Raw genomic sequence first — 23,636 nt, 5'->3', positions numbered from 1 at the left:
TTGTCACTGTGATGGATGGGGGCGGAATGGGGGCTGGGCCGTCGCGGAGAAGTACGTGATGCCACCTGATGCCGTGAGGCGCACGTCGGTGCAGGACCGATCCAGCCACTGGCCCAGCTCCTCGACCGTGCAGCCCGGCCCGAGGACGCCCATCGCCGATCCGCCGATCCAGCCGAGCCGCCCCCGCAGGCCGCCGTTCCCCAGACGTGGCCCGCCGCGCAGCATCGTGCTGCCGACGATGCGTCCGCCGGGCCGCAGCACCCGGGTCAGCTCGTTCAGGGCCTGCTCGGGGTCAGGGAAGCAGTGCAGGCTGGTGAAGGCGAGCACGAGGTCGAACGTGTCGTCGCCGAAGGTCAGGTCCTGGACGTCCTCGAGGACGGCCTCGATCTCGATGCCGCGGCGGGCGGCCTCGTCGGCGGTGCGACGCAACATGGCGGGGGAGATGTCGGCTGCGACGAAGCGCAGATCGGCGTCGGTGGGCACGTCGCGCAGGGTGACCCCGCCGCCGCAAGGCACGTCCAGCGCTGCAGCGCCGGGTGGCAACGTCGCCAGCTCGCGAGCGGTCGTGCGGTGCAGCAGGCCGAGGTCTGCACCGAGGCCGATCTTCCACACGGCCCGGCCGAGCCGGTCGTGGTCGGCGATCGCGTCGTACACCCGGGCCCAGGGGTGATCGACGCTCCAGGCGCGGCGTGCATCCGATGGCATGGCTCGAGCCTAGGTGCGGGCCCCCGGTCCGCGCTCTGAGGGAGGATGGGCGCATGCAGATCCCCTTCGCGCAGTCGCAGCGATCCACCGTGGGCATCGAGTGGGAGCTCGCGCTGGTCGACCAGGACTCCGGTGACCTGCGTCAGGTCGCCCAGACCGTGCTCGACGCGGTGCTCCCGCCCGGCGCCGAACGCCACCCGCACATCCGTCAGGAGCTGCTGCTCAACACCGTCGAGGTGGTGTCGGGGGTGTGCCGCACGGTCGGCGAGGCCGGTGCAGACCTGGAACGGGCCATCGAGGAGATTCGCACCGTCACCGATCCGTTGCGGGTCGAGCTGATGTGCGCCGGCACGCATCCGTTCGCGCGCTGGGACAACCAGAAGGTGACCGATCAGGAGCGCTACGCGACCCTCATCGAACGCACCCAGTGGTGGGGGCGACAGATGCTGATCTACGGCGTGCACGTGCACGTGGGCATCGAGGACCGCGACAAGGTGCTGCCGATCAGCGCCGCGATGCTGTCCTACTACGGGCACCTGCAGGCGCTCAGCGCGTCATCGCCGTTCTGGGGTGGCAAGAACACCGGATATGCCTCGAACCGGGCCCTGATGTTCCAGCAGCTGCCCACCGCCGGCCTCCCCTTCCACTTCCAGAGCTGGAACGAGCTGGAGGGATATGTGGACGACCTGACCCGCACTGGAGTGATCGACGTCTATGACGAGATCCGCTGGGACCTGCGACCCGCCCCCAAGTTCGGCACGTTGGAGGTGCGGGTCTGCGACGGCATCCCGACGATGAGCGAGCTCATGAGCGTCTCGGCACTGATCCACTGCCTCGTCGAGCACTTCTCCGACGAGCTCGACGCGGGACGCACCCTGCCTGACCTGCAACCGTGGTTCGCGCAGGAGAACAAGTGGCGATCCGCCCGGTACGGCATGGACGCCATCCTCATCTTCGACGAGCAGGCGAACGAAGGACTCGTGACCGACGACCTGCACCGACTGCTCGGCGTCCTCGAACCGATCTCCGAGCGGCTCGGGTGTGCCACGGAGCTCGCGGGAATCACCGACATGATGCGCGATGGTGCGTCCTACCAGCGCCAGACCGCCGTGGCGCAGCGCAACGATGGACGCCTCGACACCGTGGTCCAGTCCCTCGTCGAGGAAATGCGCAGGGGACGTCCGTTGTTGCACCACACATGACTTCTTCTGAGCAGACCACCGGAACTGAGACCGTCGACTTCTGGTTCGACCCGTTGTGCCCGTTCGCCTGGATCACCTCGCGCTGGATGCTCGAGGTCGAGCAGCAGCGCGACGTCCAGACGGTGTTCCACATCATGAGCCTGTCCGAGCTCAACTCCGGCAAGGATGTTCCCGAGGACTACAAGGAGATGATCGCCAAGGGCTGGGGTCCTGTGCGCCTGGCGGTCGCGATCCGGGACGGGCATGGTCAGCAGGCTCTGCGGGAGTATTACACCTCCATCGGGACCAAGCACCACAACGAGAAGCAGGACTTCTCCACCGAGCTGTACGAAGCCGTCCTCGCCGAGATCGGCCTGCCCACCGAGCTGGCCGCGGCGGCTGAGGACGAGTCCCTCGACGAGGCTGTGAAGAAGTCCCACCACGAGGGCATCACCCGAGTGGGCGAGGACGTCGGTACCCCGGTCATCGCGATCGGCGGCACCGCGTTCTTCGGTCCGGTGCTGACCAGCATCCCCAAGGGTGAGGACGCCGGCAAGGTGTTCGACGGCGCCCGTCTGCTGGCCGGCTACCCCGACTTCTTCGAGCTCAAGCGCACCCGCACCGGTGATCTCGACTTCAGCTGAACTCTAGCCGATCGCGTCCGCGGGTGGGCCGATCGCGGCGGTGAGTGGGCTGTCAGACTGACGTCATGCGCGTCCACATCGCAGCCGACCACGCTGGTTTCGAGCTCAAGGCCCACCTGATCACCTGGCTGACCGGTCAGGGTCACGAACCGGTCGACCACGGGGCCCACGCCTATGACCCGGAGGACGACTACCCGCCGTTCTGCGTCGCGGCCGCTGGGGCGACGGTCGCCGATCCGGCGTCCCTGGGCATCGTGATCGGTGGGTCCGGCAACGGTGAGCAGATCGCGGCCAACAAGGTCGCCGGCGCACGTGCCGCCCTGGCCTGGAGCACCGAGACCGCGTCCCTGGCTCGACAGCACAACAACGCCCAGATCATGTCGATCGGTGCCCGCATGCACACGCTCGAGGAGGCGGAGGCGATCGTCGAGGCGTTCTTGACGACGCCGTGGAGCGAGGCCGAACGGCACCAGCGTCGCATCGACCTGTTGCTGCGATTCGAGGAGACCGGCGAGTTTGCCTGAGGGGCACACCCTCCACCGCCTGGCGCGTGACCTGCGCGAGGCGTTCGGTGGTCAGGCGATTCGGTCGGGCAGTCCGCAAGGTCGGTTCGCCGGTGCCGAGCTGCTGGACGGTCGGCTGCTGAGTGGCGCCGACGCGGTCGGCAAGCATCTGCTGGTTGACGTCGAGGACGTGGTCGCCCACGTGCATCTGGGTCTGTACGGCAGCTTCGCCATCAGGCCCGGTACGGGCCACCCCGTGGTCGGGCAGGTGCGCTGGCGTCTGGAGTCCTCCGAGCCCGGTGATCCGCGCACCGCCGATCTGCGTGGGCCCACGGCGTGCGAGCTGCTGACCCCGCCCGAGGTCGACGTGCTGCTGGCGCGCATCGGGCCAGACCCCTTGCGACCCGATGCTGACCCCGACCGTGCGTGGCAGCGGATCCACGCCTCTGCGGCGCCCATCGCCACGTTGCTGATGGATCAGAAGGTTCTCGGGGGAGTGGGCAACGTGTATCGCGCCGAGGTGCTGTTCCGTCATGGTGTCGCGCCGATGACCGCGGGCCGGCGCCTGCGCAAGGTGCGGTGGCAGGCGATGTGGGACGACCTGGTCGCCCTGATGGGTGAGGGAGTCGAGTCGCGGCGCATCGACACGGTTCGACCCGAGCACGAACCCGAGGTGATGGGGCGCGATGCACGCGCCGACGACCACGGCGGCGAGGTCTACGTGTACCGCCGCGACGGTCAGGACTGCTTCCTGTGCGGCACGACGATCCGCACCAGGCCGCTGGCCGGGCGCAACCTGTTCTGGTGCCCGTCGTGCCAGCGCGGTCGTTGAGGCGATCGGTCGACAGCGCCGCTCGCGGATAGGGTCAGCGCATGTCCTCGCTGAGTCATCTGCGTCCCACCATCGAGGGCTACGTGGACGACCGCATCGTGAGCTGGCGGACCGGCAGCAGCGAGGGGCAACGCACCGTGTGCCTCGTGCTCTCCGGGCTGACGCTGGTGTTCCTGCTCGTGTCGCTGATCGACTACCGCCTGGCCGCGGCTGCCTGGTTCGCGGTGCCGATGCTGCTGGGGACACTCACGCTGCGGCACCAGCCTCTGATGGGGCTGCTTGCGTTCATCGCGGTCTGCGTCGCCGTCACCGTGACGCGGGAGTCGATGATCAACGGCATGACGGCGGGCCGGATCAGCACGCTGATCGCCATGATCGTCATCGCCGTGATCGTGATGTACGACTCCAGTCACCGACGCAGTGGCCTGCCCCGCACGATCGGGGAGGCGATGCTGGTCGATCTCCGTGACCGGCTTCAGGCGCAGGGCAGCGTGCCCGAGCTGCCGGCGGGGTGGAGTGCCCGCTCGGCGATGAAGTACGCCGGGGGCGCCCGCTTCTCGGGTGACTTCATGGTGGCCAACAAGACGGAACGCGACGTACTCGAGATGGTCCTGGTCGACGTGTGCGGCAAGGGCGTGGCTGCAGGCACGCGGTCCCTGCAGCTGGCCGGCGCGCTGGGCGGTCTCATCGGCGCGCTCGAACCGGTCAAGCTGTTCGAGGCGGCCAACGACTTCTTGCTGAGGCAGAACTGGGACGACGGATTCGCCACGGCCGTGCACGTCCAGGTCGACCTCACGAGCGGTGACTACACGATCATCAGCGGAGGCCACCCGCCAGCGCTGCGCTGGCGCGATGCCACGGGCACCTGGGAGATCGATGGTGCACGAGGGCTGGCCCTGGGGATCGCCGAGGATCCCACCTTCGACCGGACGACCGGGACCCTGGCCGTCGATGATGCCCTGATGTTCTACACCGACGGTGTCGTGGAGTCACGGTCCCAGGACGTCATGGCCGGGATCGAGTGGCTGCGCGGTCGCGCCGGTGAGCTCGTGGCCGCCGGTTTCGACGAGCTGCCCAGAAAGGTCATGGACGAGGTCGACGCCGGCGATGACCGGGCGATCCTGCTGCTGTCGCGCACCGATCCGGTGGGCAACCTCACGCAGTGAGAAGTGGAGCGGACGACGAGACTCGAACTCGCAACATTCTGCTTGGAAGGCAGAGACTCTACCAATTGAGTTACGTCCGCATGCTGGCCTCACCAGCGGTTCCATGATGACACATCAGGTGCGGACCACGACGTCCGCGTGTGTCTGGGTCTGTTCGCGTCGGTGGTGGAGCTGCTCCTGTGCGGCCCAGACGTCCCACCACGGCGCGTAGGTGTCGCCGTCGCGGGCCATCGCTCGGTCGTGCCGCACGGCTTCGGGGGCGTCGACCCAGACCAGGAGGTTGAGGAACGGGCGCACGACTCCGGCGCCCGACCCGACGCCGTCGAGCACGATCAGCGGCTGTGGCAGAACCCGCAGCACGAGGCCGGGTCGGTCGCGCACCCAGCTCCATCGGGCGGCGGTGCCGACCTCGCCGACGGCGATCGCGCCGAGCAGGTCAGCGACCATCGGGGGAGTGGCGTCGAGACCGTGCCAGCCGGGGTAGAGGTCGTCGAGGTGCACGATCGCGGCGTCGCCCCGGGCCGCGAGGATGCGGGCGAGGTCGGTCTTGCCCGACCCGCTGGGGCCGTCGATCGCGATGACCCGGGTGGCGCCGCAAGTCGGTTGACGGCGAGCGATCTCGGCGAGCAGACGGTCGGCGAGGTGCTCGGTCGACTCTCTCGGGGTCGGCATGTGAGCCAGTGTGGCAGGGGCGGCAGGTCCGGGCGGGCGCGATGATGATCGCAGTGCGCACTACAGTGGGGGCGACGACGGGATGTGGCGCAGCTTGGTAGCGCATCCGCTTTGGGAGCGGAGGGTCGCAGGTTCGAATCCTGTCATCCCGACTGACTGATCGAGGGCTCTCGAACCTGCACCGCGGGTTCGAGAGTTTTTGATTTCGCTTGTGGAAACAGGTCATTCTGTCAGGGCCCCGAGGTATAGTCGAACACAAGTTCGAATGATCTCCGGAGGCATCGATGGCAGCAGTGTCATGTCGCAGGACACCGGTGACAGTTCTGTATCAGGACATCGGTGACACTGTGGGCGGTCTTGGTGGTGACACTTGGTCCGCGAGGCTGCGGCGGTGTCTGCCAATGAGCCCATTGATCCCCGTGTCCGTCTCGCGATCTCGCAATGGCCGCCCGATGCCCCTCGCGGGGCCGTGTCGACGTTCTGTGTCGAGCACGGCATCTCGCGCAAGTCGTTCTACGAGCTGCGCAAGCGCGTCGAGGTCGACGGGCCGGCTGCGGTGCTTGAGCCCAAGTCCCGGCGTCCGAGGTCGAGCCCGTCGAAGCTGACCGATGAGATCAAGAAGCAGGCGTTGCAGGTGAGGGCTGCTTTGGAGGTTTCCGGGCTGGACCACGGGCCGGTCAGCGTGCACGACAAGATGCACGCGATGGGGCTGGATCAGGTGCCCTCAATCGCATCGCTGGCGCGGATCTTCCGGCAAGCCGGTGTCGCTCGTCTTGAGCCGAAGAAGAGACCGCGTTCGGCCTGGCGCCGGTTCGTCTATCCGGCACCGAACGCGTGCTGGCAGCTCGATGCCACCGAATACGTGCTCACTCATGGCCGCAAGTGCGTGATCTTCCAGTTGATCGACGACCACTCTCGGCTCGCGGTTGCGTCTCATGTCGCTGGCGGTGAGACCGCCGAGGGTGCACTCGTGGTGGTCAAGAAGGGCATTGCCGCCCACGGTGTCCCGCAGCGGTTGCTCAGTGACAATGGTCTGGCTCTCAACCCCAGCAGGCGTGGCTGGGAAGGCCAGCTCGTGATCTATGTGACCTCGTTGGGTGTTGAGGCGATCACCGGCAAACCCCACAAGCCGACCACCCAGGGCAAGAACGAACGTTTCCATCAGACCCTGTTCCGCTACCTGGACAAGCAGCCGCTCGCTGAGACGCTCGACGAACTGCAAGCCCAAGTCGACCAGTTCGACCACATCTACAACACCGAACGACCCCACCAGGGTCTTCCGGGACGCATCACGCCCCTAGCGGCGTGGGACGCCACCGCCAAGGCCGACGCGCCACGTCCCAACCCAGGTCGGCCCAGGCTCGAGCAGCCCGTCAGACTCAAGCACCCCATGCCGTCACTGGCCGATCTGCCCGCCGGCACCACCGCCAGAAAGCTGACCAGCGTCGGCACCTTCATGCTGGAGAAGGTCACCTACATGGTCGGCGGACAGCACGGATACCAGCACGTCTTGGTCGTCGCCGACAACGACGGGATCACCGTCACCGACATGGACGGCGTCATTCTCATCGAGCACAACCGACCCGCAGTCGGCGTCACCTACGTCGGCAATGGCAGACCACGAGGCCCACGCCCCAAGACCGACGAAACGTCACCGAAGTCCTGAGACATCACCCGTCACCGATGTCCTGATGCACAACTGTCACCGATGTCCTGAGACATCACACATCGATGGCAGCAGAGCTGGTGGAACCGCACCCGCTGGTGGTGTGCGCCGCCGAGCTGCATCGCGTCATCGACTCGATCCCATCGGGGGCGTGGGATTCGCTCGACGCCGGCGCCGCCCGCGCCGTGGTGGCCGATCTGTCCCGCGTCCAGGCTCGCGTGCAGGCGCAACAACTGCGCGGAGCAGCCCGCCTGGAAGCGTCTGGTGCCGCGAAGGCCGCCGGCGCCACGTCGACCGGTGATCTGCTCGCCGGTGACTTCGGCGGCGACCGACGTGCTGCTGACCGATTCGTGCGGGCCAGCAAGCAGGTCGGTTCCGCATCGGCCACCCAGGCCGCGCTCGACGCCGGCGAGGTCTCCTTGGGGCAGGCCGAGATCGTCGGCGGCGCCCTGGCCGGAGTTCCGGACCACAAGCGAGCGCTGGCCGAGGCCGCTCTGATCCGCGACGCCAAGAAGCTGTCGATCAAGGATCTGCGTCGCCGAGCCGACCGTGTCCGCGACACCTACGCGCCGAAGGACGAGGCCGACGCGGCCGAGAACGAGACCATTCAGGACCGTGAACGCCGTGCGCGGGCCTCGGCGAAGTTCCGGATGTGGGACAACCGTGACGGCACCTGCTCGGGCGACTTCAAGATCCCCGAGGCGCAGGCCGACCGGCTCAAGGCCGCCGTCGACGCGATCGCCGCACCCCGTCGGGCCCACCTCGCTGACGAAGACGCCAGGCCCACCGACACCGCCCACCGGATGGGCATGGCCTTCGCCGACCTGTGCGACCACCTCCCCACCGACGGCCTCCCATCGGCAGGCGGTTCCGGCGCCACGGTCACTGTCACCCTCGACCTCGAGGCACTGCGCGGGCAGCTGCGCGCCGCGACCCTCAGCACGGGCACGAGAGTCAGCGCCTCCCAGGCTCGCCAGCTCGCCTGCCGCGCCCGCATCCTGCCCGCAGTTCTCGGCGGCACCTCGTTGCCACTCGACCTCGGTCGCACCCAACGCCTCTTCAGCCCCACACAACGCATCGCGCTCGCGATGCGCGACGGCGGATGCGTGTTTCCCGGCTGCGACCGACCCCCACCATGGACTGAAGCGCACCACATCACCCCCTGGTCCGACGACGGACCCACCGATCTCTCGGACGGTGCACTGCTGTGCCCGTTCCACCACCACGTCGTCCACGACCACGGGTGGCAACTGCGGATCTCGCCCGACGACGGCACAGTCGAGCTGCGGCTACCCGGCCACCAACACTGGCAACGCAACCACCGATACCGATCCGGCCGATCCTCGCCGCCTTCGCGACAGTGACACGCACGCAGTGAGACAGTGACGCCGTGGCTCACCTCACCATCACCTCGCCCCTGGCCGGCACCGTCGTGCAGGCCTCCGTCGCCCCCGGCGAGACCGTCCGCGCCGGGCAGTCCCTCGTCATCATCGAGTCGATGAAGATGGAGCACGTGGTGCGTGCTGACGAGCCCGGCACGATCGAGTCCGTGGTCGTCGGTGTTGGTGACTCCGTGGTGGTCGACCAGGCACTGGTGACGCTCGACCCGTCCGCCTCGCTCGCAGACGGCGATGACGTGGTCGAGGAGTCGGTGGCGGCCGTTGGAATCCGGCCCGACCTGCAGGCCGTGATCGATCGACACGCCTTCACGCTCGACGAGAACCGGCCCCAGGCCGTGGCCCGACGCCGAGCCCGCGGACAACGCACCGCTCGCGAGAACATCGCCGACCTGTGCGACGACGGCACCTTCGTCGAGTACGGGGCCTTGGCCTACGCCGCGCAGCGCGCCCGGCGAGAGCTCGACGACCTGGTCCGCAACACGCCCGCCGACGGCCTCGTGGCCGGAGTCGGCACCGTCAACGGAGCCACGGCGGCCAGCCACGACCGATGCGTCGTCCTGTCCTACGACGCCACCGTGCTGGCCGGTACCCAGGGCATGCGCAACCACCAGAAGACCGACCGGATGCTACAGATCGCCGAGGCCGAACAACTGCCTCTGGTGCTGTTCGCCGAGGGCGGGGGAGGGCGCCCCGGCGACACCGACACCGCGCAGGTGGCCGGGCTCGACCTGCACACGTTCGCGGCGCACGCCCGGCTCAGCGGCCAGGTGCCCATGATCGGCATCGCGTCCGGGCGGTGCTTCGCGGGCAACGCCGCTCTGCTCGGCTGCTGCGACGTCGTGATTGCCACGCGCGACAGCACCATCGGCATGGGCGGGCCAGCGATGATCGAGGGCGGCGGTCTGGGCGTCTACACCCCCGAGGAGGTCGGACCCTCGCACGTGCAGTCCGCCAACGGTGTCATCGACGTCCTCGTCGACGACGAGCCCGCGGCCGTCGACGCCGCTCGCCGCTACCTGGGCTACTTCCAGGGAACGACGCAGCAGTGGGCGGCCGAGGAGTCGATCGACCTGCGCGTCGCGCTGCCGGAGAATCGGGTCCGCACCTATGACGTGCGTCGCGTGGTGCACGGCCTCGCCGATGTCGACTCGGTGCTCGAGCTGAGGCGTGACTTCGCGCCGGCAGTCGTCACGGCACTGGCACGCATCGAGGGCCGACCGGTCGGCATCCTGGCCAACGACCCCACCCACCTCGGTGGAGCGATCGACGCCGACGCCGCGGACAAGGCAGCGCGGTTCATGCGCCTGTGCGACGTGCACGGTCTCGCGATCGTGTCGCTGATCGACACCCCCGGCTTCATGGTCGGCCCCGACGTCGAGGCGCAGGCCCACGTCCGTCACGCGAGCCGCATGTTCGTCGCTGGCGCCCATCTGCGGGTCCCGCTGCTCGCCGTCGTGCTGCGCAAGGGGTATGGCCTCGGCGCGATGGCGATGGCCGGTGGCAGCCTTCACGCGCCCTCGATGACCCTCGCGTGGCCCACCGGGGAGTTCGGCGGCATGGGACTGGAGGGTGCCGTCCGGCTCGGATTCGCCAAGGAGCTCGAGGCCGCCACCGAGGGACCCGAGCGCGATGCCTTGTTCGGCAGCCTCCTCGCCTCCGCCTACGAGCGCGGCAGTGCGATCTCGATGGCTGAGATGCTCGAGATCGATGCCGTCATCGATCCGGCCGACACCCGCGGACTGCTGGTCCGGGGGCTCGCCAGCTCGACCGTCGGTCCCCGTCGTCCGGGACCACTCGACACCTGGTGAGCGTCGAGCCGGATTCGGCCCCTTCGTCTGCGCGTGAGAGACTGGAATACGGCCGTTTCCGGTGTGCTTTACCGTCGATCACGGCCCCCAGATCGTTCCTCCCCATCGTCAACCGCAGGAGTCCAGTCACGTGAAGAGCACGACCGAGAACCTCACGCCCACCCGCGTCAAGCTCACCATCGAGGTGCCGTTCGAGGAGTTCGAGCCGAGCCTTCAGGCTGCCTACAAGACCATCGGCTCGCAGATCACCATCCCCGGCTTCCGCAAGGGCAAGGTGCCGGCCGCGATCGTCGACCAGCGTCTGGGCCGCAGCGCCGTGCTCGACGAGGCCATCAACTCCGCCCTTCCCGGCTGGTACTCGGCCGCGATCCAGGAGACCAACCTCCAGCCGCTGAGCCAGCCTGAGATCGACCTGGCCAAGTTCGTCGACGGTGAGCCCATCGAGGTCACCGCCGAGATGGATGTGCGCCCCGAGCTCGAGCTGCCTGACCTGTCCACCATCGAGGTCAAGGTGTCCGACGCCGCAGTCGCCGACGGCGACGTCGACGAGCAGCTCACCGCGCTGCAGGAGCGCTTCGCGACCTTCACCGAGGTCGAGCGCGCCGCAGCCGACGGTGACTCGGTCACCATCGACCTGTCCGCAGCCAGCAAGGACGGCACCGCCATCGAGGAGGCGCAGGCTCCGGGTCTGCCCTACGTGATCGGCCAGGCCACGATGCTCGAAGGTCTCGACGAAGCCCTGACCGGCCTGGAGAAGGGCGCCACCACGACCTTCTCCACGACGCTGGTCGGTGGCGACCGCAAGGGCGAGGAGGTCGACGTCACCGTCGTGCTGCAGGACGTCAAGGAGCAGCACCTGCCCGAGCTCGACGAGGAGTTCGCCCAGATGGCGTCGGAGTTCGACACCGTCGAGGAGCTGCGCGCCGATCTCACCGACCGCGTCACCCGCGGCAAGCGCATGGAGCAGGCTGCCGAGGCCCGCGACCTGGTGCTCGAGGAGATCGTCAGCCAGATCGAGGCACCGCTGCCCGAAGCCCTCGTCACCGAGGAGATGAACGGACGCCGCCAGCAGATCGAGCAGCAGCTCGCGCAGGCCGGTGTCTCGTTCGAGACCTACCTCGACGACGAGGAGCAGACGGCCGACGAGTTCGAGGCCGAGCTGGAGAAGCGCGTCCGCGAGTCGTTGGTCGCCCAGTTCGTGCTCGACCAGATCGTCGCGACCGAGGAGTTCGGCATCGACGACAACGAGCTCAGCCAGCACATCATGCGCCGCGCCCAGCAGTCCGGTGAGGACCCCAACTCCTACATCCAACACATCATGGAGCACAACCACGTGCCCGAGATGGTCAGCGAGGTCCTGCGGGGCAAGGCGCTGGCATCGCTGGTCGAGGGCGCCAAGGTCGTCGACGAGTCCGGCGCCACGATCGACCTGTCGAACCTGCAGGCCGATGGAACGATCGCCGACCCGGCCGCGGCTGAGGTCGAAGAAGCCGACGAGGCCGACGAGGCCGAGAACGCAGACGACAAGTCCTGACCGTGGCGGGCAGGTCCACGGACTGAGAAGTCTGTGAGATCTGCCGCTTTCGGCCGGTTCGCGGTTCACACCGTGCTCGGATACCGGCAGTATGTGACCATGTCCCCCGCACCCGCTCGCACGACGGACGTCGCCGCACTCGCTCTCGAGTACGGCGACCGTCTGGTGGTGGGCACGGTGCGCGAGATGCATCAGGCGATCTCCTCGCGGGCCTTCCGCGCGACGCGTCTGGTGGGTGGCCGGGTGCCGGAGTCGTTGCACGATGCCGTCGTCACGTCGGTGTACGGGGCGATCTCGGGAAGTCTGCGCGTCGGGAGCGGCACCGTGCGCGCCCTGGCCAGTCGAGGCGTCGGGCGACCGGTCGAGAACAGCGCGCGAGGTCGTCTGGTCGTGGCGGCCATCAACGGTCTGATCGGCGACGAGCTGCGCATGCTCGACGACCCGCAGGCCATCACGATGGCGGTGCGCTCCGAAGGAGCCGACGTACCGGTCACCCCCTGGCCGATCGGCGAGGTCTTCCGCGAAGCGACCAGCCATCCGGTGATCTTCCTGCACGGCTTGTGCGAGAACGACGAGTCCTGGGACAACGGTGCGCGCGTCCACGGCACCACCTACGCCCGACGGGTCGCGGACGACACCGATGGCACGCCGGTCATGGTCCGCTACAACACCGGGCTGCACATCTCCGAGAACGGCAAGCACCTCGATCAGCTGATCCGCGCCCTCGTGGAGGCGTGGCCCACCGAGGTCACTCGCATCACGCTGGTCGGACACTCGATGGGCGGACTGGTGGCTCGCGCCGCCACGAATCACGCGACGGCAGCCGGGGCGCTGTGGCACCAGCTGGTGCGAGACGTGGTCTGCCTCGGCACGCCGCACGCAGGTGCCAACCTCGAGAAGGCCGCCCACATGGGATCGCGTCTCCTCCGGTTCTGGCCGGAGTCCCGGCCCTTCAGCACGCTGCTGGACTCCCGGTCGGCCGGGATCGTGGACCTGCGCCACGGCTACATCAGCGCCGAGGAGTGGGAGGGCCAGGACCTCACCGAGCAGTGGGGCCTGGACCGGATCGCCGCGGCACCGCTGGCGCACGCGGAGTACCACTTCGTCGCCTCGACTCTCGGAGCCACCCAGGGCCACCCCTTCAGCTCGGTGCTGGGTGACCTGCTGGTGCACTTCAGCTCGGCCACCGGAGTGGGTCGCCAGGGCGCGATCGTCGACGGTGCACGCTTTGAGTACCTGCCCAGCGCCCACCACTTCGCGCTGCTCAATCATCCGCGGATCGGCGACTGGCTGGTCGAGTGGATCAATGCGCGCACACGATCACCGCGTGCGTTGCCGTCTCCGAGGAGAGCCTGATGGGAAATCAGCCCGCACGTGAAGTGTCGGTCGTCGTGCCGGCCACCCCGCAGGAGACCTGGGCCGCGGTCACCGACATCAAGGCGATGCGCCGACGCAGCCCCGAGCTGGTGGGCATGTGGTTCCTCGGCTCGCCGAGGAAGGGCCGCTTCACGGTGAACCTGAACCGCAACGGCTGGTTCGTCTGGCCGACCACGAGCCGGGTCAGCCAGTGGGTGCGTCCCGAGGCCGGTCGCGCCGGAGTGTTCGGATTCACGGTGTGGCCCACCGACGTCGAGTGGTCCTACGTCGTCGAGCCGCACGCCGACGGCACGCTGCTCACGCAGCGCCGCACCGCAGTGATCGACTCCGGTGCGTTGGTGCGTGGAGCTGCGCGGATCGGCTTCGGCGGCCAGGACGCCCACGACGTCGAGCTCGTCGAGGGCATGCAGATCACCCTCGACGCCATCAAGCGCGAGCTGACCGACTGATCAGAGCGTGAACGCGCTCCGGAAGGCCTCGAGAGCCCGGTCCGAACCTCCCACGGACGGGTCCGAGGCGAAGGCCTCCAGCGCGACCACTCCGTCGTAGCCGACGTCGGCCAGGGCTCGAGCGATGAAGGACCACCGCACTTCACCGGTACCCGGCTCGCACCGCCCCGGGACGTCGGCGATCTGGACCTCGCCGAGGTGGGGCGCGGCGCGGCGGATCAGGTCGACGAGGTTCCCCTCGCCGATCTGTGCGTGGTAGAGGTCCAGGTTCATCTTCAGGTGTGCGCTGTCGACGGCGCGCACCAGCGCCAAGGTGTCGGCAGCCTTCGCGAAGGGGGTGCCGGGATGGTCGACCTGGGTGTTGAGGTTCTCCAGGACGAAGGTGACGCCGTGCTGCTCCCCGAGCTCGGCGACTCGTGACAAGGTCCGCACGGCGGTCAACCACATGTCACCCGTGACGATCTCGACGGGGCGAACGGGCAGGCCGCCCTCGCCGAGGCCCGTGCCGTGCAGGTTCAGCGCTGGGCAGGAGATCTGGCGCGCGAAGGAGATGGACTCCTCCGCGGTCGACAGGAGGTCGTCAGCCCCGCGGGCCGAGACCAGATCGCCCGTGACGTAGCCGGTCATGGACGTGAACCGGGCCCCGGTCGCGGCGAGGTCGGAAGCGTCCTTGTCGGTCCAGTCCCAAATCTCGGCCGCGAAGCCACGCTCATGGATCCGCGCGACTCGCTCGAGGTGCGGCACAGCGGTGTAGACCATCTCCGAGCACACCGAGAGGGTGAAGGTCACAGACCGTCGACCCAGGCGGCGGTCGCCGTGGCCGCCAGCTCGGCCGCCCGCCGGGGGCCGAGCTCCCAGTGTGCGGGGTTGAACGTCTCGACCGAGGCCGGTCCGCTGTAGCCGGTGTCCTCGATCGCGGCGAGAACCTCCGAGATCGGTGAGCCACCTTCGCCGGGTAGCTGGCGATCCGCGTCGTCGAACGACAGCGGGTCGCCGGCCGGAAGATCGTTGAGGTGCACGATCGCCAGCTCGTCGTCGCGCAGCCGCGCGAGGTCGTCGAGCGAGCATCCGCCACTGAACCAGTGGTGGAAGTCGATGACGATCTGGACGTCGGCGGCCCGTGCGATCTCGATCGCACCGAGCAGGTCCCGGACGGCGAATCGTTCGAAGCCGAGGAACTCGAAGGCGGTCCGCAGGCCGTGGGAGGCGCCGATCCGCTTGACCTCCCTGACCTGGTCGGCCATGCCGTCCAGCACGGTGCCACTGACCGCGAGCAGGTAGGGCGCCTCGGCCAGAGCGCCGGCACGTGCGAACTGCTCGGCCTGCACGAGGGCATCGGCTCCACGAGCGAGCTCGACGGCATTGATCGACAGCGCCGAGAGCCCGTGGCGGGTCATCAGGTCCGGGAGGTCGTCGCGACCGACGATGCGGGGTCCGCGCAGCTCCACGTGAGTCCACCCGGCCGCGGCCGCGCCGGCGAGCTCGTCCTCGAGTGGGATGTCGCCGTCGGGGTCGACGATCGTGGAGGTGTTCAGCGCGAGCTGATGGGTGAAGGTCATGAGTACAGGTCGGGACGAGCGGTGGACGAGACCTCGACGCGTCGCCCCGTGCGCAGGGACTCGACGCCGGCGGCCGCCACCAGGTTGGCCAGGTGGCCGTCCCAGGCGGTGGGGCCCACGGGGTCACCCGCGAGCACCGAGGCCGTCCACGCGTCGAGCTCGAGTCGGTAGGCGTCGCTGAAGCGCGGGCGGAAGTCCTGCGGCACGGACTGGCCCGTCATCCCCGCAGCCGACCAGGTCACGGCGGACGGCGGAGTCAGGCTCGCGGTGCCGGTCGTGCCGACGACCTCGCACCGCACGTCATAACCGTAGGTGGCCTCGATGAACACCTCGATCGAGGCGAGCGTGCCGTCGGCGAGCTCGACGGTGGCCAGCTGCGGATCGCGAAATCCCTCGGCGACGGGGGAGCGGACCTCGATCGACGCGACGGGGCTGCCGAGCAGCCACGGGACGACGTCGAGCTCGTGGATCATGGAGTTGACGACGATGCCCTCGGTGGTCGCCGACGGGTGTCCCACGCGGTTGCGGTGCACGTTGTGCACCAGGCGCGGGGTGCCGAGGTCGCCACGGTCGATGGCTGCCTTGAGGGCGACGTAGCCGGGGTCGAAGCGACGCATGAAGCCGACGGTCAGCAGTCGGCGTCCGCCGGCGACCTCGGCCTCCACCACGGCGTGGGACTCGGCGGCGGAGATGCCGAGTGGCTTCTCGCAGAGCACGTGCTTGCCTGCGGCCATCGCCGACGTGGCGAGTCCGGCGTGGGTGGGGTCGGGGGAGGCGATCACGACGGCGTCGACGTCGGACGAGCCGATCATGTCCTCGGCTGACGAGGCGACGTCGGCACTGAGCTCGGCCGCGAGGTCGGCGGCCTTCGTGGTGTCGAAGTCCTGGATCGCGACGACGCGACCGGCCGAGACCGACCGGTGCAGGGTGCGGGCGTGGTCGGCGCCCATGGCGCCGGCGCCGATGATGCCGATGCGCAGGGGAGCGTTCATGGCGCGCCTCACTTGGCCGTCGGGAAGTTGAGCTGGGCGAGGGACTCCTCGTCCACGTGGGGCCAGCGGGTCGTCACGACCTTGCCCTGCGTGTAGAAGCGGATGCCTTCGGGACCGTGGATGTGGTGGTCGCCGAACAGCGAGTTCTTCCAGCCGCCGAAGGAGTGGAACGCCATGGGCACGGGCACCGGCACGTTGATGCCGATCATGCCGACCTGCACGGCGCGCTGGAACGTGCGCGCGATCTCGCCCGACGACGTGAACACCGCGGTGCCGTTGCCATAGGGGTTGGCGTTGATGAGGTCGAGCGCCTGGGTGAGGTCGTCGACGCGCAGCACGGCGAGCAGGGGGCCGAAGATCTCTTCGGTGTAGACGTTCATGTCGGTGGTGACGTGGTCGAGGAGTGTGGGCCCGACGAAGAACCCCTCCTCGTGCCCGTCGACGACCAGGTCGCGGCCGTCGACGACGACCGTCGCGCCTGCGGTCTCACCCTGGCCGATGTGGTCGACCACGCGGTCGCGTGCGGCACGCGTGACCACGGGGCCCATCTCGGTGTCGGGGTCGGTGCCCACGCCGACGTGCACGGCGCGCGTGCGCTCGCGGATCTTGTCGACCAGGGTGTCGGCGGCGGGGCCGACGGCGACCACGGCCGAGATGGCCATGCAGCGCTGTCCGGCCGATCCGTACCCGGCCGCGACGATGTGGTCGGCCGCGTAGTCGAGGTCGGCGTCGGGCATCACGACGGCGTGGTTCTTGGCGCCGCCGAGGGCCTGCACGCGCTTGCCGGTGCGGCTGGCGCCCTCGTGCACGTGCTGGGCGATCGGCGTCGAGCCGACGAAGGACACGGCGGCGATGTCGGGATGGTCGAGGATCGCGTCGACCGCGACCTTGTCACCGTGGACGACGTTGAAGACGCCGTCGGGCAGGCCGGCCTGCTGGTACAGGCGGGCCACGAGGTCGGACGCGCCCGGGACTCGTTCGGACGGCTTGAGCACGAAGGTGTTGCCGGTCGCGATCGCGATCGGATGCATCCACAGCGGGACCATGATGGGGAAGTTGAACGGCGTGATGCCGGCGACGACGCCGAGCGGCTGCCGGAACGAGAACGAGTCGATCCCGCCCGAGACCTGGTCGCTGTACTCGCCCTTGAGCATCTGCGGGATGCCGCACGCGAACTCCACGACCTCGCGGCCGCGCACGACCTCGCCGCGGGCGTCGTCGATGGTCTTGCCGTGCTCGGCCGAGATGACCGCCGCCAGCTCGTCCTCGTGCTGCACGAGCAGCTCGCGGAACGCGAACATGATCCGTGCGCGGGTGGTGACCGAGCTCTGGCCCCACGTCTCGAACGCACGCGACGCGGCCGACACGGCGGTGTCGACGTCGGCGGGCTCGGCGAGCAGAAGCTGCCCGGAGGCCTGCCCGGTGGCGGGGTCGAAGACGTCCGCGGTTCGGGTGCCCGATCCGGCGGTGTGGGCGCCGTCGATCCAGTGCTGGTAGCTGCTCATCGGTCGTTCTCCTCGGGGGTGGGCGCAGGGGTCGCCAGGTGCGGACGCTGGTGCTGCTTGTGCCGGTCGTAGACGATCCGGGCCTGCTGGGTGGACTCCAGTCCGGAGACCTCCGAGACCGGGACGTCCCACCAGGCGGGCGAGTCGGGGGCGGGGATCATGGGGTCGGTCTCGACGTGGACGACGGTGGTGCGTGTGGCGGCCTGGGCCCGGATGATGGCGTCTCGGAACTCGTCGATGTCGCGTGCCACGATCACGTCGGCGCCGAGGCTCGCGGCGTTGGCGGCGAGGTCGACGGGCAGGATGTCGCCGTCGAGCCCGGAGCCGGTGCGGGCGCGGTACCGCGTGCCGAACCGCTGTGAGCCCAGTGACTCCGACAGCGCACCGATCGAGGCGAACCCGTGGTTCTGCACGAGCACCACGATGATCTTGCGGTCCTCCTGCACGGCCGTGACCAGCTCGGTGTTCATCATCAGGTAGGAGCCGTCCCCGACCATGACGAAGACGTCGCGGTCCTCGCCGGCGTCGTCCGCTGCCATGGCCACGCCGAGGCCGCCGGCGATCTCGTAGCCCATGCAGCTGAATCCGTACTCGACGTGGTAACCCTTGCGGTCGCGCGTGCGCCACAGCTTGTGCAGGTCGCCGGGCATCGAGCCGGCGGCGCACACCACGACGTCGGCCGGTGCCGAGAGCTCGTTGACGACCCCCAGCACCTGCGACTGCGCGGGTAGGGGACGCTCGTCGCGCTGGTAGGCCGAGGTGACGATGGCGTCCCACTCCGCGGCAAGCTGGGTGGCCCGCGCGGTGTGGTCAGCGTCGGTGGTCCAGCCCGCCAGCTGTTCGGTGAGGGCCTCGAGGCCGCGTAGCGCGTCGGCCACGAGGGGAATCGCGGAAAGCTTGTGGGCGTCGAACGCGGCGACGTTGAGGTTCACGAATTGCACGTCGGGGTGGGCGAAGACGGTGCGCGACGCCGTGGTGAAGTCGCTGTACCGGGTACCGACGCCGATCACGAGGTCTGCCTCGGCCGCCAGCGCGTTCGCTGCGGTCGTCCCGGTGGACCCGATGGCGCCGACCGACCGCGGGTGGTCGAACGGCAGCGATCCCTTGCCGGCCTGGGTCTCGGCCACGGGGAGGCCCGTGGCCTCGGCGAGGGCGCGCAGGGCGCGATCGGCACCGGCGTAGATCGTGCCGCCGCCGGAGACGATGAGGGGTCGTTCGGCCCGGCGGATCGCTGCGACGACGCGCGAGAGCGCGTCGGGCTCAGGCAGCGGGCGGGCCACGTGCCAGGTGCGAGTGGCGAACAGCTCGTCGGGCCAGTCGTGGGCCTCGGCCTGGACGTCCTGCGGCATCGCGAGCGTCACGGCGCCGGTCTCGACGGGGTCGGTGAGCACGCGCACGGCGCGCAGCAGCGCGGACGGCAGCTGCTCAGGGCGTTCGATGCGGTCGAAGTAGCGCGAGACGGGTCGAAACACGTCGTTGACCGACAGATCGCCGTTGGCGGGGTCCTCGAGCTCTTGCAGCACCGGGTTGGCGACGCGGGTGGCGAAGGTGTCGCCGGGCAGGAGCAGGACCGGCAGACGGTTGATGGTGGCCAGAGCGGCGCCTGTGACCATGTTGGTGGCGCCCGGGCCGACCGAGGCGGTGACGGCAAAGGCCCGCATGCGGTCGCGGTGCCGGGCGTACGCGACGGCGGCGTGAACCATGGCTTGCTCGTTGCGGCCCTGGAAGTACCGCAGCGGCTCGTGGTCGGTGGGCCCGCCCTCGTTGCGCAGCACCTCGCGCTCGAGCAGCGCTTCGCCGAGGCCGGCGACGTTGCCGTGACCGAAGATGCCCCAGCAGCCGGCGAAGAACGGGTGCCGCTCGCCGTCGCGCTCGACGTGCTGGGCCTCGAGGAAGCGGATGGTCGCCTGGGCGACGGTCAGGCGGGTGGTGCTCATGGGCGTCCTCCAGAAAAGGGCAGGCGTGAGTCGACGGGCTGCTCGGCCCAGGTGTCGCGGATCCACGCGTGGGCGGGGTCGTCGCAGATGAGCCAGGCGCGCTCGGAGCCGGGGCCGGCCATCACGTTGAGGTAGTACAGGTCGTAGCCGGGTACGGCCATCGAGGGGCCGTGCCAGCCGTGCGGAATCGTGATGGCGTCGCCGTCGCGGATCTCCTCGAGCACGTCGATCTCGGCGGACTCGTGTCCGTAGACGCGCTGGTAGGCGATGCCCGGACCAGTGGGTCCGGGGGCGACCTCGAAGTAGTAGATCTCCTCGAGCTCGGTCTCGCCATCGCGTTCCTCGTCGTGCTTGTGCGGCGGGTACGAGGACCAGTTGCCGCCGGGGGTGAGGACCTCGCAGGCGATGAGCCGGTCGGCGTCGAGCACGCCGGGGACGCCGAAGTTGTTGACCTGGCGGCTGGCCTGTCCCGCGCCACGCAGCTCGACCGGGATCTCGGAGGCCTCCATGTGGCGCGCGGGCAGCACGGCCTCGCAGCGGGCCGATGCGATGGCAAAGCGGCCACCGTCGATGCTCGTGAGGGTCGCCTCGGCGCCGCGCGGCACGTACACCTGGTCGCTCGGCCCGCTGAACACGTCACGGCGGCCGGCGAGGGTGAACGTCCGCCCGTCGCACGCGACCTGCGCGCCGCCGGACAGCGACAGCACGACCGCCTCGGAGTCCTCGAGGCAGAACGTCACCGATCCGCCGGGGGACAGAGTCGCGACACGCAGGCCGCAGTACTGCCAGCCGGCGCTCTCGGGCGTGATCTGCAGGGTGTACGAGTCGGTGGACGACTCGCCGGCCCGGACCAGGTGTGAGCTCACATCATCTCCACGGTGGCGTCGACGGCCGCCTCGACATTTCCGTCGGGCGGGAACAGCAGCGAGCGGCCGACCACCATGCCGCGCACCATGGGACTGGACAGCGCCTTGGACCAGGCGGCGAACTGGGCGCCCTGGTCGGGCCCCACCTCGCCACCCAGCAGCAGCACCGGGAGTGTGGTCGCCGAGAGGACGGCCTCCATGTCCTCGATCACGGGCAGCTTGAGCCACGTGTGGGCCGAGGTGGGTGCGAGACCCGCGGCGACGGTGGCCGAGCGCACGACGGCCTCGGTCGACAGGTCGTTGCGCACCCGCCCGTCGCCTCCATGATCGGTGCTGCGACCGGAGATGAAGGGTTCGACCATGGCCATCAGGCCGTGCTGGGCCAGGTCGCCGACGGCGTGGGCGCAGGACTGCATCGTCTGCACCGTGGCCGGGTCCTCCGGGTCGATGCGGAACAGCATCTTGCCGCCCTGCAGCCCGGTCGCCGCGATGGTGTCGGCGTCGTAACCGGTGAAGCGGTCGTCGATCTCGAAGCGGGTGCCGGCGAGGCCGCCCCGGTTCATCGAGCCGATGACGACCTTGTCCTCCAGCGCACCCAGCATGACCAGGTCCTCGACGAGGTCGGCGGTGCCGAGGAACCCGTCGACGCCGGGGCGGGCCAGGGCGCGCACGATGCGGTCGAGCAGGGCCGCGCGGTCGCCCATCGCGAGGGCGTCCGAGCCGGCGCGGAGCGCGCCGCGGGCGGGGTGGTCGGTGGCGATCAGCATGAGGCGGCCCGTGGCACCGACGAGAGTGTCGGGACGGCTGCGCTGCGCGAGCAGCTCGGCGACGTGCCCGGGTCGGGTGCTGCGGATCTCGACGATGCGGCGCAGTGCGTTGGTGTCGACGACCGTCATCGGGTCTGACCCTTCTGCAGGTGGTCGGTGAGCTCGGCGAGTGTGGGCATGGCGTCGGCGCAGGCGAGCTGTCCGGCGACGAAGGACCCGGCGGCGTTGGCGGCGCGGAGCATGCTGTCCAGCGGCGCCCCGGTGAGGAGGCCGTGCACGAGTGCCCCGCCGAACGCATCGCCGGCACCGAGGCCGTTGACGACGTCGACCGGCACGGGCGGGACCACCACGGACTCCTCGCCGCGGACCCCGAGCACACCCTCAGGTCCCTGCTTGACGATCGCGAGCTCGACGCCCGCGTCGCGCAGGGCCTTGGCCGCCGCTTCCGGCTCGGACTCGCCGATCGCGACGCGGCACTCCTCCCGGTTGCCGACGGCGACGGTCACGTGAGGCAGGGCCCGCTCGATCTGGGCGGTGGCGTCGGCGGGGGAGTCCCAGAACATGGGGCGGTAGTCGAGGTCGAGCACGGTGGTCCGGCCGCCGCGGGCCTCCAGCGCGGCCAGGTGGGCCTCGCGGCTGGGCTCCTGCGACAGACCGGTCACGGTGACCCAGAAGACCTCGGCGGCCCGGATGGCGTCGTAGTCGAGGTCATCGGGGTCGAGATGCAGGTCGGGCGCCTTCGGGCCCCGGTAGAAGTACAGCGGGAAGTCATCGGGCGGGAAGATCTCGCAGAACACGACGGGTGTCTGCAGCCCGGCGACCGGGGTGACCCATCGATCGTCGACGCCGAATCCCTGCAGCGAGCGGTGGATGAAGGTGCCGAACGGGTCGTCGCCGGTGCGGGTGATGGTCGCGGCGCGGTGACCGAGCCGCGAGGCTGCCACTGCCACGTTCGTCGAGCTGCCACCGAGGAACTTGCCGAACGACGTGACGTCGGGCAGGCCGACGCCGATCTGCTCGGGGTACACATCGACGCTGACGCGACCCATCGTGATCACGTCGAACGCGTCGGGGGGACCGCTCATGCGCCGACCCGGATGGCCAGCAGGAACTCGAGGCTGCGGCGCACGTTCTCGCGGGGGCCGTCGTCGACCGGGGCCTGCGCCATGCGCAGGTCCTGCTCGAGCACGTACCACCCGGTGTAGCCCGACTCCTCGAGCGTGGAGATCATGCGCTCGATCGCGACGTCGCCGTCGCCGAGGGGCTGGAACAGGCCGTCGGCCACGGCGTCGCCGAAGGCAAGCTCGCCGTCGCGGACCCGGACGGCCATCTGGGCGTCGACGTCCTTGAGGTGCATGTGGACGATTCGGTCCGTGTGCTGCTGCACGATCGCGACGGGATCGGCGCCCCCCACCATGAGGTGGCCGGTGTCGACGCACAGGCCGACGTGCGAGCCCGTGAGCACCCGGTCGACCTCGTCGGCTGTCTGCACCATGGTGCCGACGTGCGGGTGGATCGCGGCCGTCACGCCGCGGGAGGCCGCGTGGTCGCTGAGTCGGTCGAGGTTGCCCAGCAGGGTGTCCCACTGGGCCTCGTCCAGCACGGGCCGGTCGTCGTAGCCGTCGACCCCGCTGTAGGCGGCGAGCACGAGCACGGAGGCTTCGGCTGCGATGAGGGCGTCGATGAAGCGATCGACGTCGTGCAGCGGGTCGCGCCCAGCGTCGTGCAGCAGCACCGGCAGGAAGCCGCCCACCGAGCGCAGGCCGTACCCGGTGAGGGCCGCCGCCTTCTCGGCCGGGTCGTCGGGCAGGAATCCGTCAGGCCCGAACTCGGTGGCCGCCAGGCCGAGGTCGCGCATGTCGGCGAGGACGCGGTCGGCGGGCAGCTGGTGTCCCCAGCCGGGCGTCTCGCTGACGCCCCACGAGATTGGTGCACCTGCGATGCGATCAGTGAGCACGATGGGTCCTTTCTGGCACGAAGCGGGACACGATCGGCCCCGTGTCCAGTCTCCGTCGTGTGGCTCCGTGCTGTCAATACTTTGTCTTGACATATTGACGTAGGAACATGATTCGC

General features: G+C 69.5%; 21 protein-coding genes, 2 tRNA genes and 1 pseudogene. 12 read left to right on the top strand and 12 right to left on the bottom strand.

From position 1 onward, the window contains the following. Positions 1-3: 3 nt before the first annotated feature. Entirely contained in the window at positions 4-705 is a 702-nt protein-coding gene (locus ACHAA3_RS04275; protein ID WP_435707705.1) for a class I SAM-dependent methyltransferase, read from the bottom strand. A gap of 53 nt (positions 706-758) precedes the next feature. On the opposite strand from ACHAA3_RS04275, the gene ACHAA3_RS04270 reads away from it, so the two are divergent. From ACHAA3_RS04270 to ACHAA3_RS04250, 5 genes are all read left to right on the top strand, one after another. Further along, positions 759-1,907 carry a glutamate--cysteine ligase gene (locus ACHAA3_RS04270; protein ID WP_435707704.1) on the top strand — a complete coding sequence of 383 codons (1,149 nt, stop codon included), beginning with the start codon at positions 759-761 and terminating at the stop codon, positions 1,905-1,907. After that, the gene (locus ACHAA3_RS04265; RefSeq protein ID WP_435707703.1) at positions 1,904-2,530 is read left to right on the top strand and encodes a mycothiol-dependent nitroreductase Rv2466c family protein; all 627 of its coding nucleotides are present in this window, start codon (positions 1,904-1,906) and stop codon (positions 2,528-2,530) included. The genes ACHAA3_RS04270 and ACHAA3_RS04265 overlap by 4 nt, the downstream gene beginning before the upstream one ends. Before the next feature lie 65 nt (positions 2,531-2,595). Continuing rightward, positions 2,596-3,054 (top strand): ribose-5-phosphate isomerase, encoded by a 459-nt coding sequence (locus ACHAA3_RS04260; RefSeq protein WP_435707702.1) that lies wholly within the window; start codon positions 2,596-2,598, stop codon positions 3,052-3,054. Beyond that, positions 3,047-3,865, top strand: a complete 819-nt coding sequence (locus ACHAA3_RS04255) for an Fpg/Nei family DNA glycosylase (protein ID WP_435707701.1) — start codon at positions 3,047-3,049, stop codon at positions 3,863-3,865. Before ACHAA3_RS04260 ends, ACHAA3_RS04255 begins: the two co-directional genes overlap by 8 nt. Before the next feature lie 41 nt (positions 3,866-3,906). Next, positions 3,907-5,031 (top strand): PP2C family protein-serine/threonine phosphatase, encoded by a 1,125-nt coding sequence (locus ACHAA3_RS04250; protein ID WP_435707700.1) that lies wholly within the window; start codon positions 3,907-3,909, stop codon positions 5,029-5,031. 4 nt (positions 5,032-5,035) lie between these two features. Here the strand turns inward: ACHAA3_RS04250 and ACHAA3_RS04245 are convergent. Together ACHAA3_RS04245 and ACHAA3_RS04240 are read right to left on the bottom strand one after the other, a co-directional pair. Then, positions 5,036-5,111, bottom strand: a tRNA-Gly gene (locus ACHAA3_RS04245). Positions 5,112-5,145: 34 nt separating this feature from the next. After that, positions 5,146-5,703 (bottom strand): 4-amino-4-deoxy-L-arabinose transferase, encoded by a 558-nt coding sequence (locus tag ACHAA3_RS04240; RefSeq protein WP_435707699.1) that lies wholly within the window; start codon positions 5,701-5,703, stop codon positions 5,146-5,148. A gap of 78 nt (positions 5,704-5,781) precedes the next feature. Between ACHAA3_RS04240 and ACHAA3_RS04235 the strand changes: the two genes are divergently transcribed. The 7 genes and pseudogenes from ACHAA3_RS04235 (at position 5,782) to ACHAA3_RS04205 (ending at position 13,937) form a co-directional block, all read left to right on the top strand. After that, positions 5,782-5,855: transfer RNA gene (locus ACHAA3_RS04235), tRNA-Pro, on the top strand. Positions 5,856-6,094: 239 nt separating this feature from the next. Next, positions 6,095-7,033 (top strand): annotated as a pseudogene (locus ACHAA3_RS04230) (integrase core domain-containing protein); the annotation flags it as partial. Positions 7,034-7,434: 401 nt separating this feature from the next. Then, entirely contained in the window at positions 7,435-8,733 is a 1,299-nt protein-coding gene (locus tag ACHAA3_RS04225; RefSeq protein WP_435707698.1) for a DUF222 domain-containing protein, read from the top strand. A gap of 26 nt (positions 8,734-8,759) precedes the next feature. Then, positions 8,760-10,577, top strand: a complete 1,818-nt coding sequence (locus ACHAA3_RS04220) for a carboxyl transferase domain-containing protein (protein ID WP_435707697.1) — start codon at positions 8,760-8,762, stop codon at positions 10,575-10,577. A gap of 130 nt (positions 10,578-10,707) precedes the next feature. Beyond that, positions 10,708-12,111: a trigger factor gene (gene tig / locus ACHAA3_RS04215; RefSeq protein ID WP_435707696.1), complete on the top strand. Its 1,404-nt coding sequence runs from the start codon at positions 10,708-10,710 to the stop codon at positions 12,109-12,111. 99 nt (positions 12,112-12,210) lie between these two features. Further along, complete coding sequence (locus tag ACHAA3_RS04210; RefSeq protein WP_435707695.1) at positions 12,211-13,467, top strand: esterase/lipase family protein; 1,257 nt, start codon at positions 12,211-12,213, stop codon at positions 13,465-13,467. Next, positions 13,467-13,937: an SRPBCC family protein gene (locus tag ACHAA3_RS04205; protein WP_435707694.1), complete on the top strand. Its 471-nt coding sequence runs from the start codon at positions 13,467-13,469 to the stop codon at positions 13,935-13,937. Before ACHAA3_RS04210 ends, ACHAA3_RS04205 begins: the two co-directional genes overlap by 1 nt. Here ACHAA3_RS04205 and ACHAA3_RS04200 read toward each other — a convergent pair whose 3' ends face one another. From ACHAA3_RS04200 to ACHAA3_RS04160, 9 genes are read right to left on the bottom strand one after another with little or no spacing between them, the layout of a single operon-like run. Continuing rightward, positions 13,938-14,726, bottom strand: a complete 789-nt coding sequence (locus tag ACHAA3_RS04200) for a TIM barrel protein (RefSeq protein ID WP_435707693.1) — start codon at positions 14,724-14,726, stop codon at positions 13,938-13,940. Beyond that, positions 14,723-15,496 carry a sugar phosphate isomerase/epimerase family protein gene (locus ACHAA3_RS04195; RefSeq protein WP_435707692.1) on the bottom strand — a complete coding sequence of 258 codons (774 nt, stop codon included), beginning with the start codon at positions 15,494-15,496 and terminating at the stop codon, positions 14,723-14,725. The genes ACHAA3_RS04200 and ACHAA3_RS04195 overlap by 4 nt, the downstream gene beginning before the upstream one ends. Further along, positions 15,493-16,488, bottom strand: a complete 996-nt coding sequence (locus ACHAA3_RS04190) for a Gfo/Idh/MocA family oxidoreductase (RefSeq protein ID WP_435707691.1) — start codon at positions 16,486-16,488, stop codon at positions 15,493-15,495. The genes ACHAA3_RS04195 and ACHAA3_RS04190 overlap by 4 nt, the downstream gene beginning before the upstream one ends. Positions 16,489-16,496: 8 nt before the next feature. Further along, the gene (locus ACHAA3_RS04185) at positions 16,497-17,993 is read right to left on the bottom strand and encodes a CoA-acylating methylmalonate-semialdehyde dehydrogenase (protein ID WP_435707690.1); all 1,497 of its coding nucleotides are present in this window, start codon (positions 17,991-17,993) and stop codon (positions 16,497-16,499) included. Next, the gene (gene iolD / locus ACHAA3_RS04180; RefSeq protein ID WP_435707689.1) at positions 17,990-19,930 is read right to left on the bottom strand and encodes a 3D-(3,5/4)-trihydroxycyclohexane-1,2-dione acylhydrolase (decyclizing); all 1,941 of its coding nucleotides are present in this window, start codon (positions 19,928-19,930) and stop codon (positions 17,990-17,992) included. Before iolD ends, ACHAA3_RS04185 begins: the two co-directional genes overlap by 4 nt. Further along, positions 19,927-20,796: a 5-deoxy-glucuronate isomerase gene (iolB, locus tag ACHAA3_RS04175; protein ID WP_435707688.1), complete on the bottom strand. Its 870-nt coding sequence runs from the start codon at positions 20,794-20,796 to the stop codon at positions 19,927-19,929. The genes iolD and iolB overlap by 4 nt, the downstream gene beginning before the upstream one ends. Beyond that, positions 20,793-21,692, bottom strand: coding sequence for a Cgl0159 family (beta/alpha)8-fold protein (locus tag ACHAA3_RS04170; RefSeq protein WP_435707687.1), 900 nt, complete (start codon positions 21,690-21,692; stop codon positions 20,793-20,795). The genes iolB and ACHAA3_RS04170 overlap by 4 nt, the downstream gene beginning before the upstream one ends. After that, positions 21,689-22,648, bottom strand: coding sequence for a 5-dehydro-2-deoxygluconokinase (iolC, locus tag ACHAA3_RS04165; protein WP_435707686.1), 960 nt, complete (start codon positions 22,646-22,648; stop codon positions 21,689-21,691). The genes ACHAA3_RS04170 and iolC overlap by 4 nt, the downstream gene beginning before the upstream one ends. After that, positions 22,645-23,520 carry a TIM barrel protein gene (locus ACHAA3_RS04160; RefSeq protein WP_435707685.1) on the bottom strand — a complete coding sequence of 292 codons (876 nt, stop codon included), beginning with the start codon at positions 23,518-23,520 and terminating at the stop codon, positions 22,645-22,647. Before ACHAA3_RS04160 ends, iolC begins: the two co-directional genes overlap by 4 nt. Positions 23,521-23,636: the final 116 nt, after the last annotated feature.

The organism is Aeromicrobium sp. CF3.5, assembly GCF_051262695.1.
Classification (GTDB): domain Bacteria; phylum Actinomycetota; class Actinomycetes; order Propionibacteriales; family Nocardioidaceae; genus Aeromicrobium.
This window is presented reverse-complemented; position numbering and strand designations above follow the sequence as displayed.